Source organism: Arthrobacter sp. FB24, from assembly GCF_000196235.1.
GTDB lineage: Bacteria > Actinomycetota > Actinomycetes > Actinomycetales > Micrococcaceae > Arthrobacter.
The window spans coordinates 1,989,605-2,014,913 of record NC_008541.1; the positions used below are offsets into that span (position 1 = coordinate 1,989,605).

20 protein-coding genes and 1 pseudogene are annotated in these 25,309 nt (G+C 62.5%); 8 read left to right on the plus strand and 13 right to left on the minus strand.

The features are described 5' to 3' along the window. The first annotated feature begins 18 nt into the window (after nucleotides 1-18). Nucleotides 19-1,461 carry a mercury(II) reductase gene (merA, locus tag ARTH_RS09035; protein WP_011691634.1) on the plus strand — a complete coding sequence of 481 codons (1,443 nt, stop codon included), beginning with the start codon at nucleotides 19-21 and terminating at the stop codon, nucleotides 1,459-1,461. 52 nt (nucleotides 1,462-1,513) lie between these two features. Here merA and istB read toward each other — a convergent pair whose 3' ends face one another. The 3 genes and pseudogenes from istB to ARTH_RS09050 all read right to left on the minus strand — a co-directional run. Further along, a complete protein-coding gene (gene istB / locus ARTH_RS09040) occupies nucleotides 1,514-2,329 on the minus strand; it encodes an IS21-like element helper ATPase IstB (RefSeq protein ID WP_011691635.1) in 816 nt (271 codons plus the stop codon). After that, entirely contained in the window at nucleotides 2,326-4,002 is a 1,677-nt protein-coding gene (istA, locus tag ARTH_RS09045) for an IS21 family transposase (protein ID WP_011691636.1), read from the minus strand. The genes istB and istA overlap by 4 nt, the downstream gene beginning before the upstream one ends. A 120-nt stretch (nucleotides 4,003-4,122) precedes the next feature. Continuing rightward, a pseudogene (locus tag ARTH_RS09050) lies at nucleotides 4,123-4,719 on the minus strand (response regulator transcription factor); the annotation flags it as partial. A gap of 360 nt (nucleotides 4,720-5,079) precedes the next feature. Here ARTH_RS09050 and ARTH_RS24540 point away from each other — a divergent pair. Both ARTH_RS24540 and ARTH_RS09060 read left to right on the plus strand, forming a co-directional pair. Next, a complete protein-coding gene (locus ARTH_RS24540; RefSeq protein ID WP_011691638.1) occupies nucleotides 5,080-5,484 on the plus strand; it encodes a DUF7793 family protein in 405 nt (134 codons plus the stop codon). A 147-nt stretch (nucleotides 5,485-5,631) separates the two neighbouring features. Beyond that, nucleotides 5,632-5,844: a hypothetical protein gene (locus ARTH_RS09060; protein WP_043429679.1), complete on the plus strand. Its 213-nt coding sequence runs from the start codon at nucleotides 5,632-5,634 to the stop codon at nucleotides 5,842-5,844. A 269-nt stretch (nucleotides 5,845-6,113) separates the two neighbouring features. Here the strand turns inward: ARTH_RS09060 and ARTH_RS09065 are convergent, their stop codons facing one another. From ARTH_RS09065 to ARTH_RS09080, 3 genes are all read right to left on the minus strand, one after another. Next, complete coding sequence (locus tag ARTH_RS09065) at nucleotides 6,114-8,504, minus strand: EAL domain-containing protein (protein ID WP_232223609.1); 2,391 nt, start codon at nucleotides 8,502-8,504, stop codon at nucleotides 6,114-6,116. 2,289 nt (nucleotides 8,505-10,793) lie between these two features. Further along, nucleotides 10,794-12,275, minus strand: a complete 1,482-nt coding sequence (locus ARTH_RS09075) for an NAD-dependent succinate-semialdehyde dehydrogenase (protein WP_011691642.1) — start codon at nucleotides 12,273-12,275, stop codon at nucleotides 10,794-10,796. 104 nt (nucleotides 12,276-12,379) lie between these two features. After that, entirely contained in the window at nucleotides 12,380-13,156 is a 777-nt protein-coding gene (locus ARTH_RS09080) for an SDR family oxidoreductase (RefSeq protein WP_011691643.1), read from the minus strand. Nucleotides 13,157-13,395: 239 nt separating this feature from the next. On the opposite strand from ARTH_RS09080, the gene ARTH_RS09085 reads away from it, so the two are divergent. Together ARTH_RS09085 and ARTH_RS09090 are read left to right on the plus strand one after the other, a co-directional pair. Next, a complete protein-coding gene (locus ARTH_RS09085; protein ID WP_011691644.1) occupies nucleotides 13,396-14,697 on the plus strand; it encodes an MFS transporter in 1,302 nt (433 codons plus the stop codon). 82 nt (nucleotides 14,698-14,779) lie between these two features. Continuing rightward, nucleotides 14,780-15,811 (plus strand): zinc-binding dehydrogenase, encoded by a 1,032-nt coding sequence (locus ARTH_RS09090; protein WP_011691645.1) that lies wholly within the window; start codon nucleotides 14,780-14,782, stop codon nucleotides 15,809-15,811. A gap of 203 nt (nucleotides 15,812-16,014) precedes the next feature. Here the strand turns inward: ARTH_RS09090 and ARTH_RS09095 are convergent, their stop codons facing one another. The 5 genes from ARTH_RS09095 to ARTH_RS09115 all read right to left on the minus strand — a co-directional run bounded on the left by ARTH_RS09095 (nucleotide 16,015) and on the right by ARTH_RS09115 (nucleotide 20,877). Continuing rightward, nucleotides 16,015-16,782: an SDR family NAD(P)-dependent oxidoreductase gene (locus tag ARTH_RS09095; protein WP_011691646.1), complete on the minus strand. Its 768-nt coding sequence runs from the start codon at nucleotides 16,780-16,782 to the stop codon at nucleotides 16,015-16,017. A 36-nt stretch (nucleotides 16,783-16,818) separates the two neighbouring features. Beyond that, on the minus strand, nucleotides 16,819-17,916 hold the full coding sequence (locus ARTH_RS09100; protein WP_083812683.1) for a 1-phosphofructokinase family hexose kinase: 1,098 nt from the start codon (nucleotides 17,914-17,916) through the stop codon (nucleotides 16,819-16,821). Between the two features lie 20 nt (nucleotides 17,917-17,936). Further along, nucleotides 17,937-18,869 (minus strand): transketolase family protein, encoded by a 933-nt coding sequence (locus tag ARTH_RS09105; RefSeq protein WP_011691648.1) that lies wholly within the window; start codon nucleotides 18,867-18,869, stop codon nucleotides 17,937-17,939. Continuing rightward, entirely contained in the window at nucleotides 18,866-19,759 is an 894-nt protein-coding gene (locus tag ARTH_RS09110; RefSeq protein ID WP_011691649.1) for a transketolase, read from the minus strand. Before ARTH_RS09110 ends, ARTH_RS09105 begins: the two co-directional genes overlap by 4 nt. Nucleotides 19,760-19,845: 86 nt before the next feature. Then, complete coding sequence (locus ARTH_RS09115) at nucleotides 19,846-20,877, minus strand: zinc-dependent alcohol dehydrogenase (protein WP_011691650.1); 1,032 nt, start codon at nucleotides 20,875-20,877, stop codon at nucleotides 19,846-19,848. Nucleotides 20,878-21,064: 187 nt separating this feature from the next. On the opposite strand from ARTH_RS09115, the gene ARTH_RS09120 reads away from it, so the two are divergent. Continuing rightward, a complete protein-coding gene (locus ARTH_RS09120) occupies nucleotides 21,065-21,880 on the plus strand; it encodes an IclR family transcriptional regulator (protein WP_011691651.1) in 816 nt (271 codons plus the stop codon). After that, nucleotides 21,880-22,620, plus strand: a complete 741-nt coding sequence (locus ARTH_RS09125) for an IclR family transcriptional regulator (protein ID WP_011691652.1) — start codon at nucleotides 21,880-21,882, stop codon at nucleotides 22,618-22,620. Before ARTH_RS09120 ends, ARTH_RS09125 begins: the two co-directional genes overlap by 1 nt. On the opposite strand, the gene ARTH_RS23835 is transcribed toward ARTH_RS09125, so the two are convergent. Continuing rightward, complete coding sequence (locus tag ARTH_RS23835; RefSeq protein WP_011691653.1) at nucleotides 22,617-22,892, minus strand: hypothetical protein; 276 nt, start codon at nucleotides 22,890-22,892, stop codon at nucleotides 22,617-22,619. The two genes, ARTH_RS09125 and ARTH_RS23835, sit on opposite strands and share 4 nt — an antisense overlap. A 465-nt stretch (nucleotides 22,893-23,357) precedes the next feature. On the opposite strand from ARTH_RS23835, the gene ARTH_RS09130 reads away from it, so the two are divergent. Then, nucleotides 23,358-24,137 (plus strand): HAD family hydrolase, encoded by a 780-nt coding sequence (locus ARTH_RS09130; RefSeq protein WP_232223610.1) that lies wholly within the window; start codon nucleotides 23,358-23,360, stop codon nucleotides 24,135-24,137. A 225-nt stretch (nucleotides 24,138-24,362) separates the two neighbouring features. On the opposite strand, the gene ARTH_RS09135 is transcribed toward ARTH_RS09130, so the two are convergent. Next, nucleotides 24,363-25,292 (minus strand): MurR/RpiR family transcriptional regulator, encoded by a 930-nt coding sequence (locus ARTH_RS09135; protein ID WP_011691655.1) that lies wholly within the window; start codon nucleotides 25,290-25,292, stop codon nucleotides 24,363-24,365. Between the last annotated feature and the right edge of the window lie 17 nt (nucleotides 25,293-25,309).

Genomic DNA, 25,309 nt, shown 5'->3' on the forward strand with positions numbered 1-25,309 from the left:
CATCTTCAGGAGTCCCTCGTGTCGGCAGCATCTTTCGATTATGACCTGGCCATTATCGGTTCCGGCGGGGCTGCTTTCGCTGCGGCCATCCGGGCAACCAGCCGTGGCAAGCGGGTGTTGATGGTGGAGCGCAGCACTGTGGGAGGCACGTGCGTGAACACGGGCTGCATCCCGTCCAAGGCCCTGCTGGCCGCCGCGGAAGCCCGCCATGTCGCCCTCGATGCTTCCGGACGGTTCCCCGGTATCAGCACCTCCGCAGAGCCGGTGGATATGCCCGAACTGGTCGCCGGGAAGCGCTCACTGGTCGAATCCATGCGGTCAGAGAAGTATGTGGATCTCGCCGCGGGCTATGGATGGAACCTGCAGCGGGGGACGGCGGTGTTCGCCGGAACCGCAGCCGCACCGGTTTTGAACATCACCGCCCCGGGCGGAACCACCGAGACAGTCAGCGCGGAACACTACCTGGTCGCGACCGGCTCCACCCCCTGGATCCCTGAAGTGCCGGGAATGGACGAGGTGGATTATCTGACGTCCACGAGTGCGATGGAGCTGCAGGACGTTCCCGCTTCGATGCTGGTGGTGGGCGGCGGGTATGTGGCGCTGGAGCAGGCGCAGCTTTTCGCCCGGCTCGGCACGGAGGTGACCATCCTGGTCCGGTCCAAGCTCGCCTCGGCCGAAGAGCCTGAAGCCGGGCATGCCCTCGCCGGTGTCTTCGCCGATGAGGGTATCCGGGTCGTCCGTCGAGCGACAGCGTCCTCGGTCCGGACCGATGAGGTGTCGGGGGACGTGGTCGTGGATGCTTCCGTCTCAGGAGGAAACGAGGAATTCAGGGCCGCGCGCCTGCTCATGGCAACAGGCCGGCGCCCGGTCACGGAGGATTTGAACCTTTGCATGGTCGGCGTTGAAACCGGGGACCGCGGGGAAGTCCTGGTCGACGGGAGCCTTCGCAGTACTAATCCGAGGATCTGGGCCGCGGGTGATGTGACGGGTCACCCGGAGTTCGTTTATGTCGCCGCCGCGCACGGGGCCCTGATGGTGGAGAACGCCTTTGAGGGTGCCGGGCGTGAGGTCGATTACCGGCACCTGCCCCGGGTCACGTTTACCAGCCCTGCCCTGGCCGCTGTCGGGATGACGGACAAGGAAGCGAACCAGGCAGGGATCCGGTGCATGTGCCGGGTTCTGCCGCTCAAATTTATCCCTCGCGCGCTGGTGAACCGTGATACCCGCGGCTTCATCAAGATCGTTGCCGACGCGGACACGGGTCGGATTGTAGGGATCACTGTCGTGGGTAAGGACGCCGGGGACATCGCCGCCGCAGGGATTTACATTCTGGAGGCCGGGATGACCGTTGATCAGGTCGCGAATCTCTGGAGCCCCTATCTGACCATGGCCGAAGGCATCAAGATAGCAGCCCAGTCCTTCACTACTGACGTCTCCAAACTGTCCTGTTGCGCGGCATGAAGTGGTCAACGACAACCTATGTGTTCGTGGGGCGGGCGGCCGCGGCTACCTTTTAGTGCGCGTTCCTTGTCAGGCTGTGGGCGAGGCGGTAGGAATCGGTGCCGGTTTCGATGATGGTGCCGTTGAACGTCAGCCGGTCAACGATCGCGGCGCAGAGGCGCGGGTCGGTGAATGTCTTGGTCCAGCCGGAGAACGACTCGTTGGAAGCGATGGCGATGGAGTTCTTCTCTTCGCGTTCGGTGAGGACCTGGAAGAGGAGTTCGGCGCCGCGCCGGTCCAGTTCCATATAGCCGAGCTCGTCAATGCAGAGCAGGTCCACTCGGCCGTATCTGGCGATGGTCTTGGCGAGGACTTTGTCGTCGGCGGCTTCGACGAGTTCGTTCACGAGCCGGGTGGCCAAAGTGTATTTGACCCGGTATCCCTTCTCCGCCGCGGCGGTGCCCAGCCCGATAAGCAGGTGGGATTTGCCGGTTCCGGAGTCCCCGATCAGGCATAGCGGTGCACCTTTTCGAATCCATTCGCCGGTAGCGAGGGTATGGATGGTAGCGGGGTTGATGTTCGTGTTCGCGTCGAAATCGAAATCACCGAGCCATTTATCCCGGGGAAAGTTCGCGGCTTTGACGCGTCGGATTGAGGAGCGACGGTCCCGGTCATCGCATTCGGCCAGCAGCAGCTCGGCCAGGAAGCCTTGGTAAGAGAGTTGTTCCTTCCCCGCGACGGTCAGAGCTTCGTCCAGAACCGCCCGGATGGTGGGCAGGCGCAATCGGCGGCATGCTTGGTCCACGGCCGCGACCGCGGCCTGCTCAGTCAGACCGCGGCGCCGTCGCAGGGTTGGGGTGATGGTGGTGGCCGGTGCGGTGGGGCTCATGAGATGTTTTCCTTCGACGCGGTTCCTGCGGAGTGTTCGGTGCGTTTGGCCAGCAGCTCGTCATAGGCGCTGATCGCCGGGAGCGGCCGCTTGTCTGGAGGGAGCCCGGCGATGACCGCCGCCGGGTCCATCAGCCGGCGCTGGGTCAGGCTGACAACTCGTTGCACTTTCGCTTCAGCATGAGCACCGCGATGACGGTCAGGACGGGACCCACCAGCAGGGATGCTGGAGGCATGTCGGCGGCCTTCAACCGCCACGACGTCGGCACTGACGGCACCTACTCCAAGGGCTGCGGTGATCCCTGCCTCGATGTCTTCGGCTTCCATCGATCGGTGCAGCAGCAGGACGTCAATCAGTTCACGGGTCCCCGCGGCATCACCGTTGACCCTGCGCGAGGCAGACCAGAAGGCGTCATGGGCGCTGGTGAAAGCACCCGACTCCCGCGCCCTGGCCAAAGCAGTGGAACCAGGCAAAGCGCCGGGCTTGGTCTTGAGGACCTCCAGATAATGGTCCAACTGGACCGACTGCCCGCCCTTGGCAATAATCCGCTGGTGCCGGGCCGCCACCGCGCGGCCGTCGAACACCACAACTTCGGATGCCCGCAATGAAACCCGGACCCGCCGACCGATGAACCGTGCTGGCACCGAGTACTTCACCATCCGCACGGTGATCATTGAGGACCGGTCCACTCTCGGGTTCAACACCAGACCGGGATCGAACTCGTCGGCCGGCAACGGTGCCAGGAACGGGCGCTCGGCGGCGAAGTCCTGGCCGATAGTGCGGATCCTGCCATCAATCCGCCGCTGATCGTCTTGAACCTCCCGGCTCCGGATCCAGTCGTTGAGCTCATCAAGGGACCTCGCCACGGGCATCGGGGTCAGCCGGTTGCGGCGGAACCAGCCCACCTCGCCCTCGACCCCGCCTTTCTCGTGAGCGCCGGCAAGACCTGGCTGGCAATAAAAGGCATCAAATCCATAGAACGAGCGAAACAACACCCACCGGTCATTCTCCAGGCGGTTCCGCCCCTGACCGAACACCACGGCCCTGACGGCACTGGTGAGGTTGTCATAGCGGATATGTTTGACCGGCACGCCGCCGATCTCGTTGAACGCCTCGACGTGGCCTTCCAGAAACGCTTCCTGGGCCTGGGTGGGGTAAATCCGGTGGATGGCTTTGCCGGAGTGAGAAAGCCGGAAGATGAACATGTGGCATTTCGTCTTTACCCCGTCCAGCACGATCCAGACTTCACCGAAGTCCACTTCCGCTTCCGCGCCCGGGGCGTGCTCCTGAGGAACAAATACCTCAACCCGGCGGCCGGCCTCCACATCGATCTGCGCCCGGCGGACCCGAACGTAGTCACGCACCGTCGAATACGACAACTCGTCCGCTCCATGCTCCTCGATGAGCCGGGCAAGAATCCTCCGGGCAGTGTGACGCTGCTTCCTCGGCGCCGTCGTGTCCTCGACGAGCATGGCGTCGATCGTCGGTTTATAAGGATCAAGCCGCGGCGAGGACCGTACAGGAGTTTTACGCTCTGGCGGGACCGGGGAACTTAACGCCTTACGCACGGTTTTCCGCGCCACCTGGTGCCTGCGGGCAAGCTCCCGGATTGACGCGCCCTCCACCCGGGCATCCCTCCGAATCTGCGCGAACAACTCCACTCTTGACCCCATCCCGGCCCTCCCGTCGTCGATCCAACACTGGATGGATCAACGTTCACAGGTGGGTACCATTCAAGCCGTCATTAGGTTCGGCATGTCCGGCTGGTGGGTACCGTTCGGGCCGTCCTAGTGGGCTCCGATCAGACTGTCATACTCACGCACCGCCCCGGCGGCGCACAGGAGGTCGTGTAGTAGATCAAACTCGCTTCGCGTGAGCTCCAGCGCTTCCCCTGCAAGCTCGGCCGTCCGGCTTTTGGAGTTTAATGACAGCCCGTTGTGCTGCAGGACGCCCTCGCGCCGGTCGGCAACGGTTGAATGTGCCGGTGCTGCCGAAGTTGGCTCCTTGCCGGTCGGGTTGTGCCGCGGCCGGCGCATCATGGCTGCGATCCGGGCCCGCACTTCCCGGGGGCGGAACGGTTTGGTGATGTAGTCGTCCGCTCCGGCATGCAGTGCGGTCAACACGTCCGGCTCCTCGGTCCTGCCGGTAAGCATCATCACGTAGGCGTGGCTGAACTGGCGGATGCGCCGTAGAACTTCAAAGCCGTCGATGTCCGGCAGGCCAACATCCAATGTCACGATATTCGCCTGCTTATCCCTAACGACTTCCACTCCCTCGCGGCCGCTCGAGGCCGAGTGCACCTCGAACCCTGCCTGAAGGAGCACCGCCTCCAGAAGGTTCCGCATATCATCGTCGTCTTCAATGACGACAGCCACGCCTAAATCACTCATGGCCCCCACTTTGTTACGGGGCCAATTTTCCCTATCAGCCCAGTACCGACAAGAAATCAACCTCATCTTCCAAGCTACAACGCCATACCGGCTTTGTGTAACCTTTCCCCGCATCGCAGAATGAACATTGTTCAAATATGTTTACGCTGTCACCGCCAACATCCTGCGGGGTGTTGCTTGAAACGCCGCTCGAGTCGTACAGGCTGCGGTCGGCTTTTCGCATGGCGAAGCAGATGATTTATCCCATTATCAACCGGCATTGAGCTGAAGATTTATTCTGTGTCACATTTTAGTGACTCAGGTGTAAAGTTATATCGTAGCTATTCTCGGCCGGTTGACCTTCGTTGGTTCCCGGCGGAAATGAGTCTGAAGGCAGTGCGGGGGGTGGAGGAATCGGAGGTCCTGATTGGGGAAACCAAGGGCACAATCGGACTGGCAGCCGGTATTCTCCACCTGCGGTGGGCCCCCGGTCAGTCCATCAACGAGGAAGATGCCCTCGCCGCCATGACAGCGGCCCGGAAGATATGCGGGAGCCAACGTTATCCCCTGCTTGTCACTTTGGCCGCGCCAGTTTGGCTAAGTTGCAGAGCGCGGAAGGTTCTTACTCGTCCGGGACCGGCCACCCGGATCGCCCTGCTGGGGTCATCACCGGTTGACGCCGTGATGGCCAAATTCTTTCTGGCCGGCAACTCCCTGCCCTGCCCGGCACGGTACTTCACGTCAGCTGACAAGGCCGCGGCCTGGCGTAGAGACATGGCCCGATGAGAACGGTACCAGGTCTGCACACCCGCATGGATTGTCGGTGGAGGCAGCCGCGGTCTTTCCCGGCATCCCGTCCTGACAGGGACCTGAGCCAACACTCAACACGGCGGCCGGAAACGGAAGCGCCCAACACGAAAGGGATGCCGGCACGTGGACGAAGACCATGCGACCCCGCAAAACGACCGCCTCAGTTCGCTGGCGGTCCAACTCGATGACGTTCTCACCCGGTTGGAGTCCGCCCTGGGCGGCCGGCCATTGTTTGTGGTGGAGAAGATCGTTGCTCAGGAGTTACGCCGGTCCATTCCGGGCGCTAGATTCAGCAAGGAAGATATCAGGCGATGGTCGGCAGAGATGTCCAGCTGAAGGTACCCGGGGCGCTTTCCTCACTGGCGACGTCCTCTGGAACTAGTGATGCAGGCAGGCACTCTTCGCAGCACTTGTACGTATCGGGCATAGCGCTCTTCCAGTTCGGAGGGAGCTCCGCAGCACGGAACCCCGGAAGCCTTGTCGGGAGCAAGCGTTATCCTCAGGGCAAGATGCTCCTCCGGCCGAACATGGTCCCCTGAGCTGCGGATGCGTTGACGGGCGTTCTGCAGGAGATCCTGCCGACGGCCCTGCCTTTGATGACTTGTCTATCGGGAATCCCGACGAAGGATTGCGTCGGGAAGGGCCGCCGCCAGCCATGCCGGGACACGCTCAGCCGGCAGGGGTTTGCTCCACAGGAAGCCTTGGGCGAGGGGTACGCGCAGACGGCGAAGTTCGGAAAGCTGGTCCTGGGTTTCCACCCCTTCCGCTATCACCCCGAGGTCCAGGCTTCCGGCCATGCCGAGGACGAGTTCGATAATGGTCGCGCCGTGAGGGTCGTTTCCGAGTTCTTCAACGAAAGTGCGATCTATTTTCAATGTCCGGGCTGAGAGCCACTTCAAATAACTCAAGGATGAGTACCCGGTGCCGAAATCATCGATGGAGAGCCCGACGCCAAGGCGGGAGAGCCGGTGCAGGGTTTCCTTGGGCAGGTCCGGCTGGTCCATCAGCACCGTTTCAGTGACTTCCAAGTGGACCGCAGCTGGGTCAATGCCGGCGGCGAGGATGGCCGCTTCCACAAGATCCGGGAAGTCCTTCGCCACGAGCTGGCGACCGGAAACATTCACTGCCGCGGAAAAGTTCTCCGCGCCACACAGCTCCCTCCGCCATTCCTGTACCTGGCGGAAGGCCTCCTCCAGGACCCACGTGCCAATGGGGAGGATCAGGCCCGTCTCCTCGGCAACCGGAATGAACGTATCAGGCGGGATCGAACCGTGAACCGGATGGTGCCATCGCAGCAACGCCTCAAAACCGACAGGGGTTTCGGTGGCGATCTCGATGATTGGCTGGTAGTTGAGGGAGAGCTCACCGCGGCCCAGGGCCAGCCTCAGATCGGATTCAAGGTCCAGCCTACCTGCGGCACTCCCGGTCATCCGCACGTCATAGACCGCAGAGGAATCACCCCCTGCTGATTTGGCCCGGTACATCGCAGAATCTGCTCCCTGCAGCATCAATTCGGCCGTGTCCTCCGCGCCCGCCAATGCGATGCCGATGCTGACATTCAGGTAAATCCTGCGCCCGTCGACCTCGAAGGGAAGGCGGGTGGATTCCCGGATCCGTTCAGCCAGCACCTTGGCACCACGCATCAGGAGGTTCTCGCAGACCACGACGAATTCATCGCCCCCGAACCGGGCCACCGTATCGCCGGCTCTCACCGCGGCCTTCAGCCGTTCTCCCAGCAGTATGAGTATCGTGTCACCGGCTCCATGGCCGATGCCGTCATTGATCAGTTTGAACCGATCCACGTCGACGAACATCACCACCGGCCGGGAGGCCCGGTCCAGACAGCCCTGGAGTACCTCGGTGACCATGTATCGGTTCGGCAGGCCGGTCAGGGCGTCATGGCGGGCCCGCCACTCCAGAATCTGCTCTGCGTTCTTCCGCTCAGTGATGTCCAAGACAGTGTCCAGGAACCGGAGAGGTCTGCCGTCCGGACTCTTAGCGCTCCGGATCCGTGAATGCAGCCACCTCAGCTCGCCGTCCCCCTTCAGGATCCGGTATTCAAAATCCGCGGAGTCCGCCCCGTTCTCCAGGCTCTTCCACACTTGGCGAACCAGGTCCTGGTCCTCCGGGTGCGTCAGCCCCAGCATCGCCTCGCGGGTATCCAATGCGTTATCCGCCCGTCCGATGATCCGGGAAAACTCCTCCGAATGCCACGTCTCACCGGTTGCCACAATGTACTCGATGCTTCCGACGTGGGCCATCTCCTGGGCGGCCAGAAGTCGTTCACGCTCGGCCGCAGCTGCTGCCTTCAGCCGCTGAATCTCGGTGACGTCCCTGGCAATCGCTGAAGCACCCACCTGGGCGCCATCCGGACCATAAACAGGAGATACGGTCAGCTCCACGTCGATCAACGACCCGTCCCTGCAGCGCCAGCGCGCGTGCACCCCGGTGACGAACGTTCCGCCGCCAATGCGTGCTGCGACGTCACTGTCGAAACCGGACGCATCACGGGTAGTCAGCAGGCGGTAGCTCTGCCCTACAGCCTCCCGGGAACTCCAGCCGAACATTCGGGTGGCCCCGGCGTTCCAGCTCGTAATAGCCCCGGTGAGATCAGCGCCGATGATCGCATCCCCTGAAGATTCCACCATCGCTGAGAGCCGCCGCAGGATCGCCTCACTGTGCTTACGGTCCGTGATGTCCTTCGAAATGGCCACCACCGCCACCGGCACCGTGTGCCGGCCGCGAATCGGGCTGACCGTAGCATGCACCGGGAAGTCACGGCCCGTACGGTGCCGCATCCAGAGCTCACCGGCCCAGTCCCGGCCATGGGCGAGTGTCTCCGCGATCTCCTGAACGGTGGCCCGCTGCCCTGGCGGCTCAGCTCCGCCGATAATTCCGAGATCAGTAATCTTCATCCCCAGCGCGTCCCCGGGGCGGAGCCCGTAGAGCCGCTCCGACGCGCGGTTCCAGTACGTAATCCTCCACTGCTCGTCCATGCCAATAACTGACTGCCCAATTTCATCAAGCAGCAGTGACTGCATTATCAGATCATCATGATGCTCCTGAGCCATTGACATCCCCCCGGACGGCCGCAGTTAGTAGGCACTGCCCTTCACGTCACCGGTGTCGGGAGTACGTGCCATTCTGAGGTGTAGCCTAGCCGGGACTTGCGGCTGCGCCTATAGATGTAGGGGTGTTCCTGCAGTCGACCCAAACCGCGGGATTCCGGGTTTTCGTCGGCCGATTACCTTGAGACAGACCGCCGGGTTCCGGCAGACGCGGAGGTGCCCAGGGCAGCTCCCGTGCAAGCGGGCGAGCTCGACCGGCCAAGAGTCTAGAGCAGTGCCTCAGCGTCCGGTATCACTGCATGCAGGCGAGGTTTGGTTCTACGCCCGGGACGAAGTCGGGGCGTCGAAGGGGCTCAGGGCGTGGGCTGGGGCCGGTCAGGTCGATGGGCAACTGGATCGATGTGCGGGAGCCCGGGCTGTGGTGGTGGGCGGTGAACTCGTCGAGGAACGATTGGAGCAGGTCGACGTGCTGACGGGAGTCGGCAACGTGCTCGGCGTAGGAGGAGAGGACACTTGGGTCTGTGCGGCCTGGACGAGCTCGGGGTGGCGTAGACCGTGCCGGGCTGCGTCTAGCCAAAGGGCCGTTCGTGTCGGGGAGTCGCTCGTGAATCTCCTCTCGCACGCCCGACTGCCCGATGATCGCGACCGCCAACGCAGCCGCGGAGCGCGCGGTGCGAGGGAGCGCGTCGAGGACACGCAGCTCCATCCAGCCGCGGGGAGGGATTGGAGGGAAGAGCGTCGTGAGGTGATACCAGAAGTCGTCGTTGGTTGGCCACCCCATCTCGTGCCCCGGGATGTTCGTCGGTTTCCAACAAAAGGGCCGCACCGTACTACGATGCTTAGCCGGCGCCGGTCCGTTTCCGGACCCCTGCGCATCGTGTTCGACCGGAATCCCGCCCTGCCTGTGCGGCCGTCTAGCAGCCCGGTTGGGGTCGCCGAAGTAGACAAAAAGAGGGTGTGCACAATGTGCACACTCTCGGCTTTGGATCAGGTCGTACTGGTGGCGGACTGGGTCGAATTCCGCATGTTTTCGGGACTTCCCAGTGTTTGCAAGGGCTGGAGTCCGGTTCGAGTCCCACCTCGGGCACGCATAACCCCTCGTCAGAGGGGTTTTTGCTTTAATGTGTGGACATTGACCCTGGTCGGGTCCCTCTGACGTGGTCCGCGGTCTGTGCCTGGCGCCGCGGTCGCCTATTCGGTTGTGTGGGTGGTGGGGTCAGGACCCTGGCTGGTGGGCCCTCCGCCTGCCGGAATCTAGGGGTACGGTGGTCCTTTCTTTCTCTTTCCGGCCGCCAGTTGTTGGCCTTCACTCATTCATGGCCAGTAATTGTGGTGACGACATGACCAAGCGGAACTTTCTTCGAGGATCACCCTCGGATTGCTGCTTCTGCGAGCCAGGTAGAGGCCGCTCATCGCGTGTTTGTCCGGCCAAAGGGCGTGTGCACATTGTGCACACCTTTGTGCACGCCGGCTTTTTGACCCGCATTTTGATCCCTTCCTCATGGGTCTGCCTTCACCAGTTCATGCAGGTCTCTTTTGCAGGCGACATGACTTTGCGGCACGGATCGTCGGTGTCGGTGGACGTTCCCGTTTAGCGGGAACGTCTCCGCGGGTATCCGAGGCTATGGCGCACGATCCGTCGATGGAGTGCAGGTGTGTGGGATCCGGACTCTTCTTCCGGGGGCCGTCCTGGTTCGGTTGATTCCGTTGACGCCACCGATGTTTCTGTCAGATTTCGGCGTCGTTCTGATATCGGAGTCACCGCTGGCTTTGAGGGTCCGGAGTGCAACTTTGGATCGTGAGCGGCGCAGAGCGCCCTGGTTGCGTGCAGGAGCCGCCCAGCGATGATGGGGATCAGAATGACGTTGCCTCTGGTGGTTCATGGAGGTGCGGGAGCAAGGCGGCACGATTGACAGAAGCGCGGACGCGGGATCTCTAGGGTGGATAGAACTCGAACAACTGGAAGGAACTGGCGACACGGCCTGACAGGCGGATCGGCCATACGGCGATCGAAGCGGTACGACCATCCGGCGACGGGGAGATGAAACGATTCATTTGAGCGTCACTCAACGTCGTTTGTTTAACACGGAACGGGCCTCGTGAAGAGAATCAACGTCGTGATTCGGACGTGGGATTCTTACCAGGAACAGAGAAAGCCAGGGGCTCCCCGTTGCGAGCGTGGGAGACCCTGGCGGCTTGTGCAGCCTCTCCGCTGAACTAGCTGGCGTAAGGGTCAGCTACGCCTATGTATTGGGTGTCGAGGTATTCTTCGATGCCTTCGTGGCCGCCTTCGCGGCCCAGACCGGACTGCTTGACGCCGCCGAACGGTGCGGCTGCGTTGGAGATGACGCCGGTGTTGAGGCCGAGCATGCCGGTTTCGAGGCGTTCGCCCATCCGGATGCCGCGGTTCAGGTCGCGGGTGTAGACGTAGGCGGCCAGGCCGTACTCGGTGTTGTTCGCGAGCCGGACGGCCCCGTCCTCGGTGGTGAAGGTGATGATGGGGGCGACGGGTCCGAAGATTTCCTCGGACAGGATGCGGGTGCCTTCGGTGACGCCAGTGAGGATGGTGGGCTCGTAGAAGTAGCCTGGGCCGTCCACGGGTCGGCCGCCGATCACGGCGGCGGCGCCGGAGTCGATGGCGTTCGTGACGAGTTCGTGGACTTTATCCCTGCTCTTCGCATCGATCAGGGGACCGACCTTGGACTCCGGCTCCGTGCCGCGGGCCGTCGTCATGTCGGCCATTTTCACGGCGAATTTTTCGATGAATTGGGTTGCCACGGACTTGTGGACGATGAAACGGTTCGCGGCCGTGCAGGCCTCGCCCATGTTCCGCAGCTTGGCCAGCATCGCCCCGGTGACGGCGGCGTCGATGTCGGCGTCTTCGAAGACGATGAACGGGGCGTTGCCGCCGAGTTCCATCGAGGTGCGCAGCACGGTTTCGGAGGCGTCGGCGAGCAGGCGGCGGCCGATCTCGGTGGATCCAGTGAAGGAGAGCTTGCGGAGCCGGGTGTCCTTGATCAGCGGACCGGTGGTGGCGCCCGCGGTGGTGGAGGGGATGACATTCAGGACACCGGCGGGCAGTCCGGCTTCCTGCATGAGCGCGGCGAAGAGCTGGGAGGTCAGTGGTGTGAGTTTGGCGGGTTTGAGGATCATGGTGCAGCCGGCGGCCACGGCGGGGGCGATCTTGCGGGTGGCCATGGCCAGCGGGAAGTTCCACGGGGTGATCAGCAGGCAGGGACCCACGGGCTTCTTAGTGACCAGGAGCCGGGATTTGCCGTCCGGGGAGACCGAGTAGCGGCCGGAGGTGCGGACGGCTTCTTCGGAGAACCAACGCAGGAATTCGGCGGCGTAGGTGACCTCGCCGCGGGCCTCGGCTAGTGGTTTGCCCATTTCCACGGTCATGAGCAGGGCGAAGTCTTCGGCGCGGGCGGTGACCATTTCGAAGGCGCGGCGCAGGATTTCGCCGCGTTCACGGGCCGGGACCTGTGCCCAGGAGTCCTGCGCGGCAGCGGCCGCGTCCAGGGCCGCGAGGCTGTCCTCGACTCCTGCGTCAGCGATGGCCATGAGGATCTTGCCGGTGGCGGGGTCTTCGACCTCGAACGTCTTACCGGACGCGGCCGGGCGCCACTGCCCGTTGATCAGCAGGCCGGTCGGGACGGAATCCAGCACCGCGTCCTCTCGGTTATGGGTTATGGACATTATTTTCCTTCATCCAGTGCTTGGTTTCGCGCCTAGGGCGCATGAAATGGGCGATGGCCAGATCCACCCGCGTGAAAGTATGAGCACACCTGGCCAACGGGTGCTCAGCTGCGCATGCTAAGGGGCAGCTCCGGCGTCGCTGCCTGGGTGTTGCCCAGGGACTGCAGCCGCGTGGCCACGACACTTATCTCGGCGATGTTGCTACGGGGTGGCAGGCTAACGGCGCAATAGGCGGCCTCGGCAACATCGTCCGGATGGACTGCCCAGTCCCTGACCTCCCGGGGTGGCGGGCTCGGACGCAGGTCAAGGATGGGGGTGTCTACGATGCCAGGCAGGATGCTGCACACCCGGATGCCGTTACCGTGCTCGTCCCGGGAGGCGCCACGGGCGAGACCCAGCAGCGCGGACTTCGACGCCCCGTACGCTGCCCCACTGTGGTCCGGCCAGCTCGCAGCAATGCTCGAGATTATGACGACGTCGCCGTGCTTTTCACGCAACTGATCCAGGGTGGCGGACAAAAGGGTGAAAACTCCGTAGACGTTGGTCTTCATGATGTGATCGAAGCTTTCGTCGTCCAGCTCCGCGAAGCGCCGGCGCGGAACGTTAGTGCCGGCCGCGCAGATGAGGGTGTCGATGGGATCCTCGACTGAGAGCCGCTGGGCGAGGGCGCGGGCCCCGGCCGTGTCCGAGACGTCCAGGGCATGCGGCACAAACTGTCCGCTGAGAAGATGTTCAGGGCTTACTGCATTCAGGGCTTCCTGCCGACGGGCTACGCCATGTACCCGGGCGCCGGCTGCGAGGAACCGGCGGACTACGCTGGCACCGATTCCGCTGCTAGCTCCTGTGACGAGGGCCACCCGGCCCTCAAGATTTCTCTCCATGATTTTCCTCCAAAAGTTGATGAGCCGCGTTCGCAGTTCTCTGCCTCGTTGCGATCTAAGTTATCACTTGACAGACAAGAAGTCCGCATGGTGATGTTAATCCTAGATGGCGTGCCCCTCCGGCACCCTCCAAGTACCAGAATGATTTGGATCCGCTGCTGCGGCATCACAAATCAATTCGTGCTTGGTATCAACCGAGTCAAGCCACTGCGCGTGGCTTTCCAACGCGGGAGCATTCAATGACGATTGTTGAGCAGAACCCAGCCCAACCCCAGACAGCCCCCGGACGCATCCGGCTTCAACGTAAATCCTTGCTCGCCACGGGCGTGGGTAACCTGCTCGAATGGTTCGACTGGACCATTTACACGGTTGCGTCCGTGTACCTAGCGGGCAGTCTCTTTAACTCCGGCAACCCGATGTCGTCACTGCTCAGCACACTGGCTGTCTTTGCCGTCGGCTTTCTAATGCGGCCCATCGGTGGACTCGTTTTTGGTCCCCTGGCGGACAAATGGGGGCGCCGTAAAGTGCTGCTCACCACCATGTTCCTCATGGCCGGTGCCAGTTTGGGAATTGCCCTGATTCCGTCCTACGCGTCGATCGGCAGTTGGGCCTCCTTCCTGCTGCTAGTGGCACGGCTGGTCCAGGGCTTTGCCCACGGCGGAGAGGCAACGACGTCGTACGCATATATCGCGGAGATTGCCCCGCCCAAGCGACGCGGCCTGTGGTCCAGCACAGTCTTCATAGCCGTAGGCTCCGGTTCCCTACTCGCCACCTTCTTCATGGCACTCCTTACTGGCGTCCTCAGCAAGACTGAAATGATGGAGTGGGGATGGCGGTTACCCTTCGCCGCTGGTGCCTTGCTCGCTGTGGCTGCATTGTGGTTGCGCCGGGGCATGATGGAAAGCGAGCACGTGGCCACTGCCCCCGGCGGCAGCGCGGTGACGCCATGGAGTCCCCGTCAAGTCTTCCAGGCCGGGGTGAAGCTGTTCCTGTACGAGGCAGGCTCCACTTTGACCTATTACACCTGGGTGACCTCGGCGGCGATCTATGCCATTGGCGTCAAGGGGATGGATCCGGGTCAGGCTTTCTTCATGAGCGTGATCGCACAAGTGGTGTACATTGCGTTCCTGCCGGTTTCGGGATGGATCTCGGACCACTGGGGCCGCAAGGCAACGACCCTGATCTCCCTGGTAGGTATTGCAGCCACCGTTTTCCCCCTATGGGGTTTGATGTCGAGTGAGCCCTGGACGTTGCTGGTGGCTCAGACCGTCGGGCTGTTGCTGGTTGCGTTCATCACAGGGTCTAAACCAGCCGCCATCTCCGAGCAGATCCCGACACGATACCGCACCCGCATCTTCGGAGTCTCAATCTCACTGGGCGTTGCAGTCTGCGGCGGAACGGCGTCCTACCTGAGTACATGGTTGTACTCCATCGGATCCGGTTGGATATTCAACGTCTACGTCATCGCTGTCGCAGCAGTATCCAGTGCTGTCGTTCTTACTTGGAAAAACAACAAAGGCGTCCCATTGGATCAGATTTAGCCAAAGCTCGCCCGTTTCCCGCCTTACGTTCCCGGCGTCGCCCATGGCGCGCCGGGAACTTTCGTTTCCGGAAGGATTCATCATGAGCATATCGACCAAGTCGCTGCCCCTCCCGACGTCGGCGCCCGCCGCTGTCCGTACTTCCCTGCAGCCCCGCAGCATTCGCGTATTCGAACAGGACCTCCCAGTTCCTGGCCCTGGCGAGGTCCTGGTCCGGACCGAGTACTGCGGACTGTGCGGATCCGACCTGCATATCTGGAATGGCGATGACGGGTACGACTGGGTACCTTGCGGCACCGTGCTGGGACACGAGATAGTGGGAACTGTGGTCCGAGTAAACGGATCGTCAGCAATCGCGCCCGGGACACGCGTTGTCGCGGTGGCGCAGTCTGGTTGCGGCGACTGCCCGGCCTGCGCATCGGAGTACGCCAACGGCTGCGCCCACAGGCTCACCTTGGGCCTCTCACAGGACGGCGGGGCGGCCGGCTTTGTCCGCATCCCGTTTGCGCAGCTGATCCCGGTACCTGAACACATACCTGCGCTGACCGCGGTTCTCACGGAACCACTGTCGGTGGCAGCCCGGGCCGTGGCCAGCCGCGGACTCGTCACGCATGCCGACGCCGTGGTGGTCAGCGGCCCCGGCACGATCGGCATACTTGCGGCTCTGGTGTGCAAGCACCTCGGCGCACGCGTTGTACTCAAGGGGCCGGAACGCGACGTTGCTGCACGCTCCGGACTGGCGGCACAGCTTGGTCTTGAGTTGGTGGCGGAGCTGCCGCCCGGGTACCGGCCGAACGTCTGGATCGAAGCGGCCGGCGCCGCTGCGGCACTGGACGACGCCGTCCGCGAGCTGTCTGTCCTGGGCCGTCTCGTGGTGGTCGCTTTGTACGGCTCCCCTCCGGTGGTGGCGGCCAACGATGCCGTGCGCAAGGAACTGAACGTCATCACCAGCTACAGTTCACATCGCGCTGACTATCAGCTTGCCCTCCGCATTCTCCAGGAACGACCCGACCTGGGCGATCTCCTGGTGGACGTGGTGCCGCTTCGGAATATTGCTCTGGCATTCGAGAAGGTGGGTCGAGGAATAGCGCCGAAAGTAGCCGTCGCGCCCTAGCGGCACGAAGACAATGGTCCTTGGGGCTCCGGGGTCAGCGGGCTCAGGACATGTGCAGGCACGGATCCGGCTTTGCTGCCGTGGAAGGACGCATGCGGGTAGTGCTTGCCGCCATCCAGCTTATCGGTGAGGACGCACGAAAGGCGGGCGGAACCAGTTCCGCCCGCCTTTCGACGATGGCCTTGACTCAGCTGCGCTAACAGCTAACTGAACGTTCCATCGATGGTGAGGCCGCCGTCGATCTTGATTAGCTCCCCATGGACAAAGGATGCGTCGGGGGACAGGAGGAACGCGATGACCGAGGCGATTTCCTCGGGTTCCGCGAGCCGGCCCAGGGGAGTGCGCCCGATGAGGGTCGTTTCACTAAGCGTTCCGTTTCGCAGGCCACTGCGGACCATCTCGGTGTTGACGTATCCAGGCGCCACTGCATTGACGCGGATGCCGTGGCGGCCCCATTCAACCGCCAGGGTTCGTGTCAGGCCGAGCATGCCAGTCTTGGCGGTGGCGTATGCAGTTCGGCCCGGCAGCCCCAAGGTGGAGCCAACTGAACCTATGTTGACAATGGAGCCACGCGCGGCCTTGAGCATCGGATAGAACGTTTTGGCCATGAGCATGGAACCGGTCAGGTGAATGTCCAGGAGTCGGCGCCACTGGGCGATGTCGAGTTCCTCAGCCGGCTGCCGGAGGATATTTCCCGCACAGTTGACCAAGCCGTCGATCCGTGCGGTTTCGTCCGCGACAGCCGCATGGAGGGAATCGACGCTTACCTCGTCGGCAACGTCCACACCGAAGCCCAAGTGCGCGGAGCCCACCGGGTATTGCCTGTTGAGTTCCTCGGCGAGATCCTTGGCAGGTCCTTCATTGAGGTCGGCCACGATAATGCGCCAGCCGCGACTGGCGAGAGTGTTTGCCGCTTGCGCGCCGATTCCTTGCGCGCCGCCTGTAATCAGGGCGGTAGTGGGAGCGTTCATTATTGTTGCTTCTCCTTGAACTATATGTGTGACGGCTCAGTAATGGTTGAGGCGGAAGGTAGCATCAGGCTCCTGCACGGTGACGTCTGGAGTTCCGTTAAGGCTTTGGAGCAGGGTTGTCGAACAGGCGACAGCCAGTGCTCCCCAGGCCGCGGATCGTGCCAGGGCGGCGGAAAACGCTATGGTCCAGGGACTTCCGCCGTTACCACACGTGATGGTGCTTCCTTCACTTAAGAAGCCCGCCAGGGCCGCGTCGCCGGCGCCGGTGGTGTTGATAACCGGGGCTGTTGGAACGCGGGCCCATCGGACACCGTTCGGGCAGACCCCGATCAAACCGTCGGCGCCCATGCTGGCGAGGACCGTGCCGACTCCTGCGTCCACGAGTTCCCGGGCTGCCGCTACAACGTCCCCGAGAGTCGACAATTGGCGCCCGGCGACGGACTCCAATTCCGGTAGGTTCGGTTTCACTAGGTCAACCAGGCCGCTCGTAGCCCAGCGACCCAGGTCGGCACCGTTGACATCCAGACATACTTTGACCCCAAGCTGCTGGACCTGTGCTAGCAGCCATCGAAGATCCACAGGGTTCCCGTCGGTTGTCATGGGCAGGGCTCCCGCCACGACCAGCCAGTCGGCGTCCAAAGTGCGGAGCTCATCCAGGGTGGCCTCGCACACTGACCGCCATTCGGCCTCCGGCAGGAGTCCTGGCTTCTGGTTGGCGTTAGTGGTGGATCCGTCCGAGGAAACCAGCACGGTGTTGATGCGCGTGGGGGGCGACACGAGAACCGTGCGGATAAGCTCGCCCTCCCGGCGCATGAGTTCCAGCCCGGAAGGATCCTTGGCCGATACCGGCGCGACCGCGCGGGTGAGGTTACCGGCCAGCCGCAGGGTGCGGGCGACGTTGATGCCGTTTCCACCCAAGTACTGCTCGACAGTGAGCGCCCGGTTGACGGTCCCGGGCACCAAATCTTCAAAGAAGTAGACACGGTCCACCACCGGGGACGGAGTCAGTGTCACCACGACCTGCCGTCTGCCGACAGCCTCTTGCTCTGACTCCTTCCCGGTTCGGCGGGTGCTGAGCGCCCCGTGCCGGGCGGCTTCTCCTGCGCGGCTGGTCTTTTGAGTGATGAGGCTCATAGGGATCAGCGTCCCGTTGGCTAGTCGTCGGCCAGGGCGTGGCTGACTTGCTCAGCGACGCGCACTGCCGAAAGCCCGTACTTGTCGAGCAGGTACGCGTTTGGAGCGGATTCGGACCAGGCGTCTGCCAAGCCAAGTCGGGTGACAGTCTTGCCAAGCGTGGTGCCGGTGACGAGCTCGCTAACGAGCCCGCCGAGTCCTCCGATAATGCTGTGCTCTTCGATGGTGAAGATCGGGGCAGGCCCGGACAGGGCCGTCAACAGGGCCGCCTCGTCCAGGGGCTTGAGACACGGAACATGCACGACGCGCGTCTCGATTCCCTCTGCCGCCAGCAGGCCGGCAGCATCCATCACTCGGGAGCTCTGGACGCCCGTGGAGACCAGGATGGCACCGTCGCCCTCGCGCAGGATATGGACTGCCCCCTGGACAAAGGAATAGCCAGGGTTAAAGACGTCGGCGACGGCGTCCCGGGCAAGCCGCAGGTATACCGGGCCCTCGTGTTCCGCCGCCCACCGGGTTGCTGCCTCGGCTTCCACGGCATCGGCCGGGGCGATTACGGTCATGCCCGGCATGGCCCGCATGATGGCAAGGTCCTCGATGTCCTGGTGCGTCTTGCCGCTGCTGCCGTTGAGCAACCCTGCGTAGGAAGCGGCAATCTTCACCGGCGCACCGGTCTGAGACACCAGCATGCGAATCGGATCGAGGGCGCGGTGGGTCAGGAAGACGCCGAACGTGGACAGCCATGGTCGGAAGCCCAACGTAGACAGACCGAACGCTACACCGACCATGTTCTGTTCCGCTATACCGATTTCGAAGAAGCGGTCCGGGAAGGCGTCTGCGAAAAGGTCGGCTTTGGTTGATGTGGCGAGGTCCCCGTCCACGACGGCCACCCGCAAGTCCGTACGGGCGAGGTCCACAAGGGTCTGTCCCCAAACGTCGCGTTGCGCCTTCACTTTGCTTCTCCTTCGAATGTCTGGCCGAGCTCTGCTGCTGCGGTGGTCAGCTGGTCCTTAGTGGCCACGCCGTTATGCCACTTGTACGTGCCTTCGGCGAACGACACACCCTTGCCCTTCGTCGTCTTAGCGAGAATCACCGTTGGTTTGTCGGATCCGCGCAGTTCCCGGACGCGATCGAATGCTGCCTGAATCTCGTCGAAGTCGTGGCCGTCGATGTTGATGACGTTCCAGCCGAAGCTGCTGAAGACTCCTGTCAGGTCCACTCCGGCCCACGGATTGGAGCGATCGAAGCGGTCACCTTCTTCCGAGACCGGCCAGCCGTATTGCTGGAGCCCGTTGAGATCGACGACCGCGGTCAGGTTGTCCAATTTGAAGCGGCGGCATGTGTGGACTGCCTCCCAGACCATGCCTTCTTCGAGTTCACCATCACCCAGCATGACCCAGGTGTGGAAATCGGCGCCCAGCCGCTTTGCGGCCAGGGCCATTCCGGCGCCCGCCGACAGGCCCTGGCCCAAGGAGCCGCTGGATGAGTCGACGCCCGGCGTCAGTTTCATGTCGGGGTGTCCCTGCAGTCGGGAACCGCCTTGATCAAAGGTGGCCAGTTCCTCCACCGGGAAATACCCGCGCAATGCCAGCACGGCGTATAACCCGATGGCGCAGTGGCCCTTAGAGAGGATGAAACGGTCCCGGGACGGTTCCTGTGGGTTGCGCGGGTCAACGGAAAGCTCGTTGAAATAGAGGTAGACGAGCAGGTCCATCGCCGAGAGCGGGCCACCGATGTGGCCGGCCTTGGCGTCCGCCACCGTCTGGAGGACGTGCCATCGACCGCGGGAGGCCAGTTCTTGGAGTTCGGCGGTCGTCGCACGAATTTCTTGTTTGGTTGACATGACATTGTCCTCATTGATCGTAGTCAGGAAGTCGTGAGTAAAAGATTACCGTTATGCGGACTGGTTGTCCATTGAATGAGAAGTATCTAATTGTTGCTGCGCACGATCACCTTGACTGCCCCGGCGGCGGAGCGCGCCTCCGCAAAGGCATCGGCAACGGCCTCGAGGGGATATTCGGATATCGGGACTCCTGCGAGTCCAAGTGCCCGGTTTCCGATGAGCTGCACGGATTCGGCGAAATCGGCCGGTTCGTAAACCCGGACGCCGATGATTTCCTGCTCGGCAAAGGCGAGCTCACGCAGATCGATATTGGCCGGTCCGTGGTGCACGGCGACGATCACGATGCGTCCTCGAACCGGCGCCGCCTCCGTTAGTGCCGGCGTGACACTGGAGTGCCCGGCGCAGTCAAACACAACGTCCGCCGTGGCCTCGCGATTTTCGCGAGCGACCGGAGAGTCCTGCGGAGCAAGGGCCCTGAAGCCGAGTGCCTCAACAATGTGCCGGCGCTGCTCACTTGGCTCGACAAGGAGCACATCCTTGGCGCCGCGAAACCTCGCCACGAGGGCCACCAGGATTCCTATCGGCCCGGCACCGAAGATTAGTACCTTCTCTCCCGGTGCCAACCGCGAGCGACGGACGGCGTGGACCGCCACGGCCAGGGGTTCGGCCAGAGCCGCTTCGGTCGCCGGCGCGTCGGCGGAGAACGCGAAGAGGTTCGACACCGGAACGGCCAGGACTTCAGTCATGGAGCCCGGGACGTCGATGCCCAGGAGGCGCAGGTTCCGGCAGACATGCCCCAGCCCTTTTAGGCAGGCACCGCACTGACCGCAAGGCAACAGTGGATTGACAGCGACCCTCGTGCCCGCGGGAATTCCGCTCCCGCCTGGTTCCTCCAGAATGCCGGTGATCTCATGCCCCAGGATGAGTGGCATTGCGGCACGGGGATGGCGGCCGTCAACAATTGGAAAGTCGGAACCGCAGATGCCGGTGTATGACACGCGGACCAGGGCTGCGCCGGGGCCCGGACTGGGTTTCGGGACATGCTGGACCTCGAAATGGTGGGCGGCGGAAAGAACCGCGGCCCGGATTCCGGTGGTGAGGGTGGTTGAGGGCGACATCGACTGCTCCTTTGAATGTCCGAACTGTTCTTTGGGGCTAGCCTCTTCAAGCTATCACCAAGTGGACGGCATTTCCGCAAGGTGATAACTCGGAACGCGGCGGGGGGGAATGTTCCAAATCTTGCGTCTTGGTACCCAGATACGTATCGTGACTCATGAATGAATGTCCGCTACGTGAGAGGTTCCAATGTCGGAAGCAGTCGACCCCAGCGGTGGAATGAACCTGGTGACAAAATCCGCCCTGGTCCTCCAAGTCATAGCGGATGCCGGCGAACTCTCAGTGAATGAACTCGCCGAACGCACCGGGGAGCCCGCCAGCTCCCTGTATCGGCTCCTCTCAACGCTAGAAATGATCGGATGGGTCGAGCCGGGGTCACGTCGAGGGAAGATGCGCCTGGGTCTCGGATTTGTCAGGCTCGGTGCCAGGCTGGAGTCGCAGCTGGATCTGCGCGAACTCGCCAGGCCCGAGCTCGAGAGGCTCCACGCAGAAACCGGTCAGACTGCGTTCCTCTGTATCCGAAGAGGGCTTCGTGCCGTGTGCATCGACCGAATTGACGGCCTCGATGTCCAGATACACAACCTGAGGCTGGGCGAGTCAATGCCTCTGGGGCAGGGGGCCGCGCCGCGTGCCATTCTGGCATTCGAATCTGCCGATATCGTTGAACGCTACCTCCGGGAACTGCCGGATGATCCCCTGTTCGGACCAGTGGCCCCGAGCCCCGAAAGCCTGCGGGAAAAACTTTCAGAAACGGCTGCTGCTGGAGTGGCCGTGGCCCACGACGATTGGGGCCAGGGAATCGGGGGGGTTGGCGCACCGATCTTCAACCACAAGGGTTCAGTGGTGGGCGCGCTGTCCATCAGCGGGCAGACGCATCGCGTATTCCACAGCGGCTACGATCTCGTCGCAAGCGTCAAATCGGCGGCCGATACCGTCAGTCGCGCACTGGGCGCATTGCGCGCCACGGAAAGCGCCCCGGACCTCCACGAAAGAAGGGCAGTCTAGTGGCCGCGAAACCGATCCGTGTCATGGCAAATAGCGCCGATCTGCTCAATGCGCTGGCGGACCGCGGTCCGCTGTCGGTGGTGGACATCGCCGATGAACTATCGATGCCCCGTCCCAGCGTGTACCGGTTGCTGGATGCCCTTCAACACGTTGGCCTCATAGGGCTGCGGGACGATGGCCGTGCCCAGTTGGGAACTGAAATTCTGCACCTTGCCGACGCTGCTGTTGAGGGTATCCCGGAAGTACGCGCTGCCCGCCCGGCGATGGCCCGCCTGAACGAACAGACCGGACAGACGGTGTACCTTTGTGCCCTCCGCCATCAGATGGTTGCGTGCCTGGATTGGGTTAAGGGTACGAAGGTCACTCTCCTGCTCCTCAATCCCGGAGGAACCCTTCCACCGCATGCGGGCGCGGCCTCACGTGCCATCCTGGCCTGGGATGAGCCGCTTCGATGGCATGTAACTTCGGCGGCCCCGTTGCAGAAACTCACCCCACATACCCTCGTAACAGCACACCAGATTGAAGCAGATGCCGTGCTCACCCGCGACCGTGGCTTCAGTATCTCCGACGAGGACGTGACTATCGGAGTTGCTGCTTTGGGCGTGCCATTGTTTGACACCCGGGGCGAATTGCGTGGGGCGTTGTCCGTCGCCGGGCTCCGCGACGATATCGTCCCGCATCAGGACGAGTACGGGGCGTTGTTGAAGGAAGCGGCGGCGGAGATTTCGGCCGCGATCTAGGGGAGCGCCGCCGTCGAGCAGAGGACGAATTCGTAGCCTTCGCTTATGTCGAACAGTCGCCGCAGGTTGACGCCTTCGGCCTTCAGCCACACTTTTCGAAAATCCTCGCTGACGATCTCGACAACCCCTGAGTGGACCTCAGCACCATCGCGCTCAATTTTGACGTGATCGCCAGGTTCGGGTCTGTAAACGGCCGCTAAGCTTGGGCCGCAGTCAGCAGGCTCAAGAGGAACTTGGCCCGTCATCAGGCGACCGCACAATGGCTCGGCCACGTGCTGTGGTGTTCCCGATCATCCGATGCCATCGCATAGCCGGAGATGTCCAGTTGAGCCGTAATTGACTGGCCAACAGAGCCCTGGAACAGATACTTCCTCAGCGCAGCTCCTGGGGCGTCAGGGACAATTCGCGGGTTGGAGCCATTCATTTAGTATTCCGTCCGACTTGAAGGATGCCTGCAGGGTGATTCCTGGCAACTATTATCGTACAATGGACTTAGTATCCGTTCCATGAGACTCTATATTTCCTTCGATCCAGATGATCTCGCAGTGGCACTTTTGCCGGAGCTCCTTGCTTCCCGGCACGCCTCGGCCGGCATCATCTCCAGGACGAGGGACTAGGTAGAGAGAGGCGCTTAATGAACAATTGTCAGTGCGAGGCGCAATCTGCGGCGTTGCCATCATGACCACGTGCAAGATGATGGGAGCAGCTGCCGCCCTTGGGACGGAGAGGTGACTGCCGTGAATCCTGTGATGAACAGTCGGGAGGATCCTTCGGAGTTTCGCCGTGCTTTCGGCTTGTGGCAGCCGCGCGGCGTGGTCTTTGACTGTGATGGGCTGCTGATGGATACCGAATCATTGTGGATGCTGACCCAACGTAGCGTCAGCGAGAGCCACGGGGTCCTGTTTGACGCCGAATTTCAACGCAAACTGGTCGGCCTTCCAGCGAGCCGAATCGGGCCGCTCATTGCCGGTCGTGCGGGATCAGATCCGGGCAGGGTCATTGATCAGTTACTACGGGTGAACATAACCATGGTCGCTCAATCTGCTGCGCCAATGCCAGGCGCGCGGCGTTTTGTCGCCGCCGCCTCCTTGCGTGTGGCTACCGCAGTGGCCAGCAACTCGGCACGTCGCATACTGGATACCGCCTTGCTTCGTGGGGATTTCGGCGCAGGTTTCGACATCACGGTATCGGCCGACGAGGTCGCGCATCCGAAGCCGGCCCCCGACGTCTATCTCGCCGCAGCAGACGCCCTGGACCTGGATCCGAAGGATTGCCTTGCGATTGAGGATTCCGAGGCCGGCGCCGCTTCAGCACGCTCCGCCGGAATGAAGGTTATCGCCATTCCCACTCCGGGCCAGCAACCTTGGGCGCACCTGACTCGTGACTCGCTTGAGGCGTCCGACCTCCTAAGTTGGGTCGAGGAGTGGCGGCCAACGACAGCGCCAGGACAGAGTTCCAAGCCCGCCCGCCTCACCGGGAGCACCGCGGAACCCTGGAACCCGAAAGCGGCTGGGTAGGCGTTCCAATGCCGTATCAGGGGTCTCCGGCCGAGGCGAGCTGGTCCGTGCACACGCCGACCTCGCGGCCCCTCGTTTGAGAACCCATCCTTCGCTTCTGGCGGGACCGGCCTGTCCACCAGGGTCAGTGCGACGCAGGCCTGGTCCAGCAGGCCGAGCGAAACCCGATCAGGCCGCTGCACCAGCCTGGCGGAAGAATTCTGAAGACGGCCGGCCAGTGTCCCATCAGCCAGCGTGTTGTGCAGAGTCAGAGGGGCTGGTTCGTGACTGGCGAATTGCGCTTTGGTAAGTCTGCTTGAGATGTTCAACTGTCGCGTCATAGTGCCTGCTGGCATAGGTTGCGTACAGGATGTCGATGACGAGCAACTGCCCCCACTTGCTCGTCACGGATTCCCCGTAGAGTTCCCCGCCACTGGGGACGGTGGCCGTATAGAGCACAACGTCCGCGTAATTGCGCAGCGGGGAACCTTCGGCTCCGGTGATGGCAATGGTCGCCGCACCACGTTGCCGAGCGAGATGCATTGCATCGATGATCGGGGTGCTGCGCCCGGAGTCGCTGATGCCGATCAGCAAATCACCGGGTTCAATGATCGCTGCCAGCATGACCTGAATTGTGGTGTCGCGGTAAAGCATGCATTTCTTGCCGGCACGGGTGAAGCGCATGACTGCTTCCTCGGCGGCAATGCTGGACGACCCCATGCAGCTGAAAATCACGGTGTTCGACGCATCGATCAGGTCTACAGCCCGCTGAATTGCCTCAACATCCTGCCGTTGACCGGTGCGCCGCAGGGACTGGACGCTGCTGCGCTCGACCTTTCCCGCGATCTCAGCGGCTGTGTCGCCGCGGTTGACGCCTTCGTATACGACCTCAGAATCTGCCGTGCGGGCACTCGTGGCAGCCTTGGAAATAAACGTGGCTTCGGCCAGGCCCAGCAGCATTGATTTGTAACCGTCAATGCCCAGTTCCTTGACGAATCGGGACACCGTGGACTCACCGACCCCGGCTGCCACAGCCAGTTCCGAAATGGTCATGGTTTGCGCTTGCTCCGGGGACTTCAGCACCGCTTCTGCGACCTGGCGGAGTGAAGGCGGGAGGTACGGCAGCCGCCCCGAGATCCGGTGCAGCAGTCCGCCGCCGGTGATGGTCTCCGTCATATTGCAGTCTCCGGTCT

Bases quoted from the DNA above. Each gene is read 5' to 3' on its own strand.
- istB (WP_011691635.1), bottom strand. From the start codon at position 2,329: ATGAGCCCCACCGCACCGGCCACCACCATCACCCCAACCCTGCGACGG.
- istA (WP_011691636.1), bottom strand. From the start codon at position 4,002: ATGGGGTCAAGAGTGGAGTTGTTCGCGCAGATTCGGAGGGATGCCCGG.
- ARTH_RS24540 (WP_011691638.1), top strand. From the start codon at position 5,080: ATGAGTCTGAAGGCAGTGCGGGGGGTGGAGGAATCGGAGGTCCTGATT.
- ARTH_RS09065 (WP_232223609.1), bottom strand. From the start codon at position 8,504: ATGGACGAGCAGTGGAGGATTACGTACTGGAACCGCGCGTCGGAGCGG.
- ARTH_RS09075 (WP_011691642.1), bottom strand. From the start codon at position 12,275: ATGTCCATAACCCATAACCGAGAGGACGCGGTGCTGGATTCCGTCCCG.
- ARTH_RS09080 (WP_011691643.1), bottom strand. From the start codon at position 13,156: ATGGAGAGAAATCTTGAGGGCCGGGTGGCCCTCGTCACAGGAGCTAGC.
- ARTH_RS09085 (WP_011691644.1), top strand. From the start codon at position 13,396: ATGACGATTGTTGAGCAGAACCCAGCCCAACCCCAGACAGCCCCCGGA.
- ARTH_RS09090 (WP_011691645.1), top strand. From the start codon at position 14,780: ATGAGCATATCGACCAAGTCGCTGCCCCTCCCGACGTCGGCGCCCGCC.
- ARTH_RS09095 (WP_011691646.1), bottom strand. From the start codon at position 16,782: ATGAACGCTCCCACTACCGCCCTGATTACAGGCGGCGCGCAAGGAATC.
- ARTH_RS09100 (WP_083812683.1), bottom strand. From the start codon at position 17,916: ATGAGCCTCATCACTCAAAAGACCAGCCGCGCAGGAGAAGCCGCCCGG.
- ARTH_RS09110 (WP_011691649.1), bottom strand. From the start codon at position 19,759: ATGTCAACCAAACAAGAAATTCGTGCGACGACCGCCGAACTCCAAGAA.
- ARTH_RS09115 (WP_011691650.1), bottom strand. From the start codon at position 20,877: ATGTCGCCCTCAACCACCCTCACCACCGGAATCCGGGCCGCGGTTCTT.
- ARTH_RS09120 (WP_011691651.1), top strand. From the start codon at position 21,065: ATGTCGGAAGCAGTCGACCCCAGCGGTGGAATGAACCTGGTGACAAAA.
- ARTH_RS09135 (WP_011691655.1), bottom strand. From the start codon at position 25,292: ATGACGGAGACCATCACCGGCGGCGGACTGCTGCACCGGATCTCGGGG.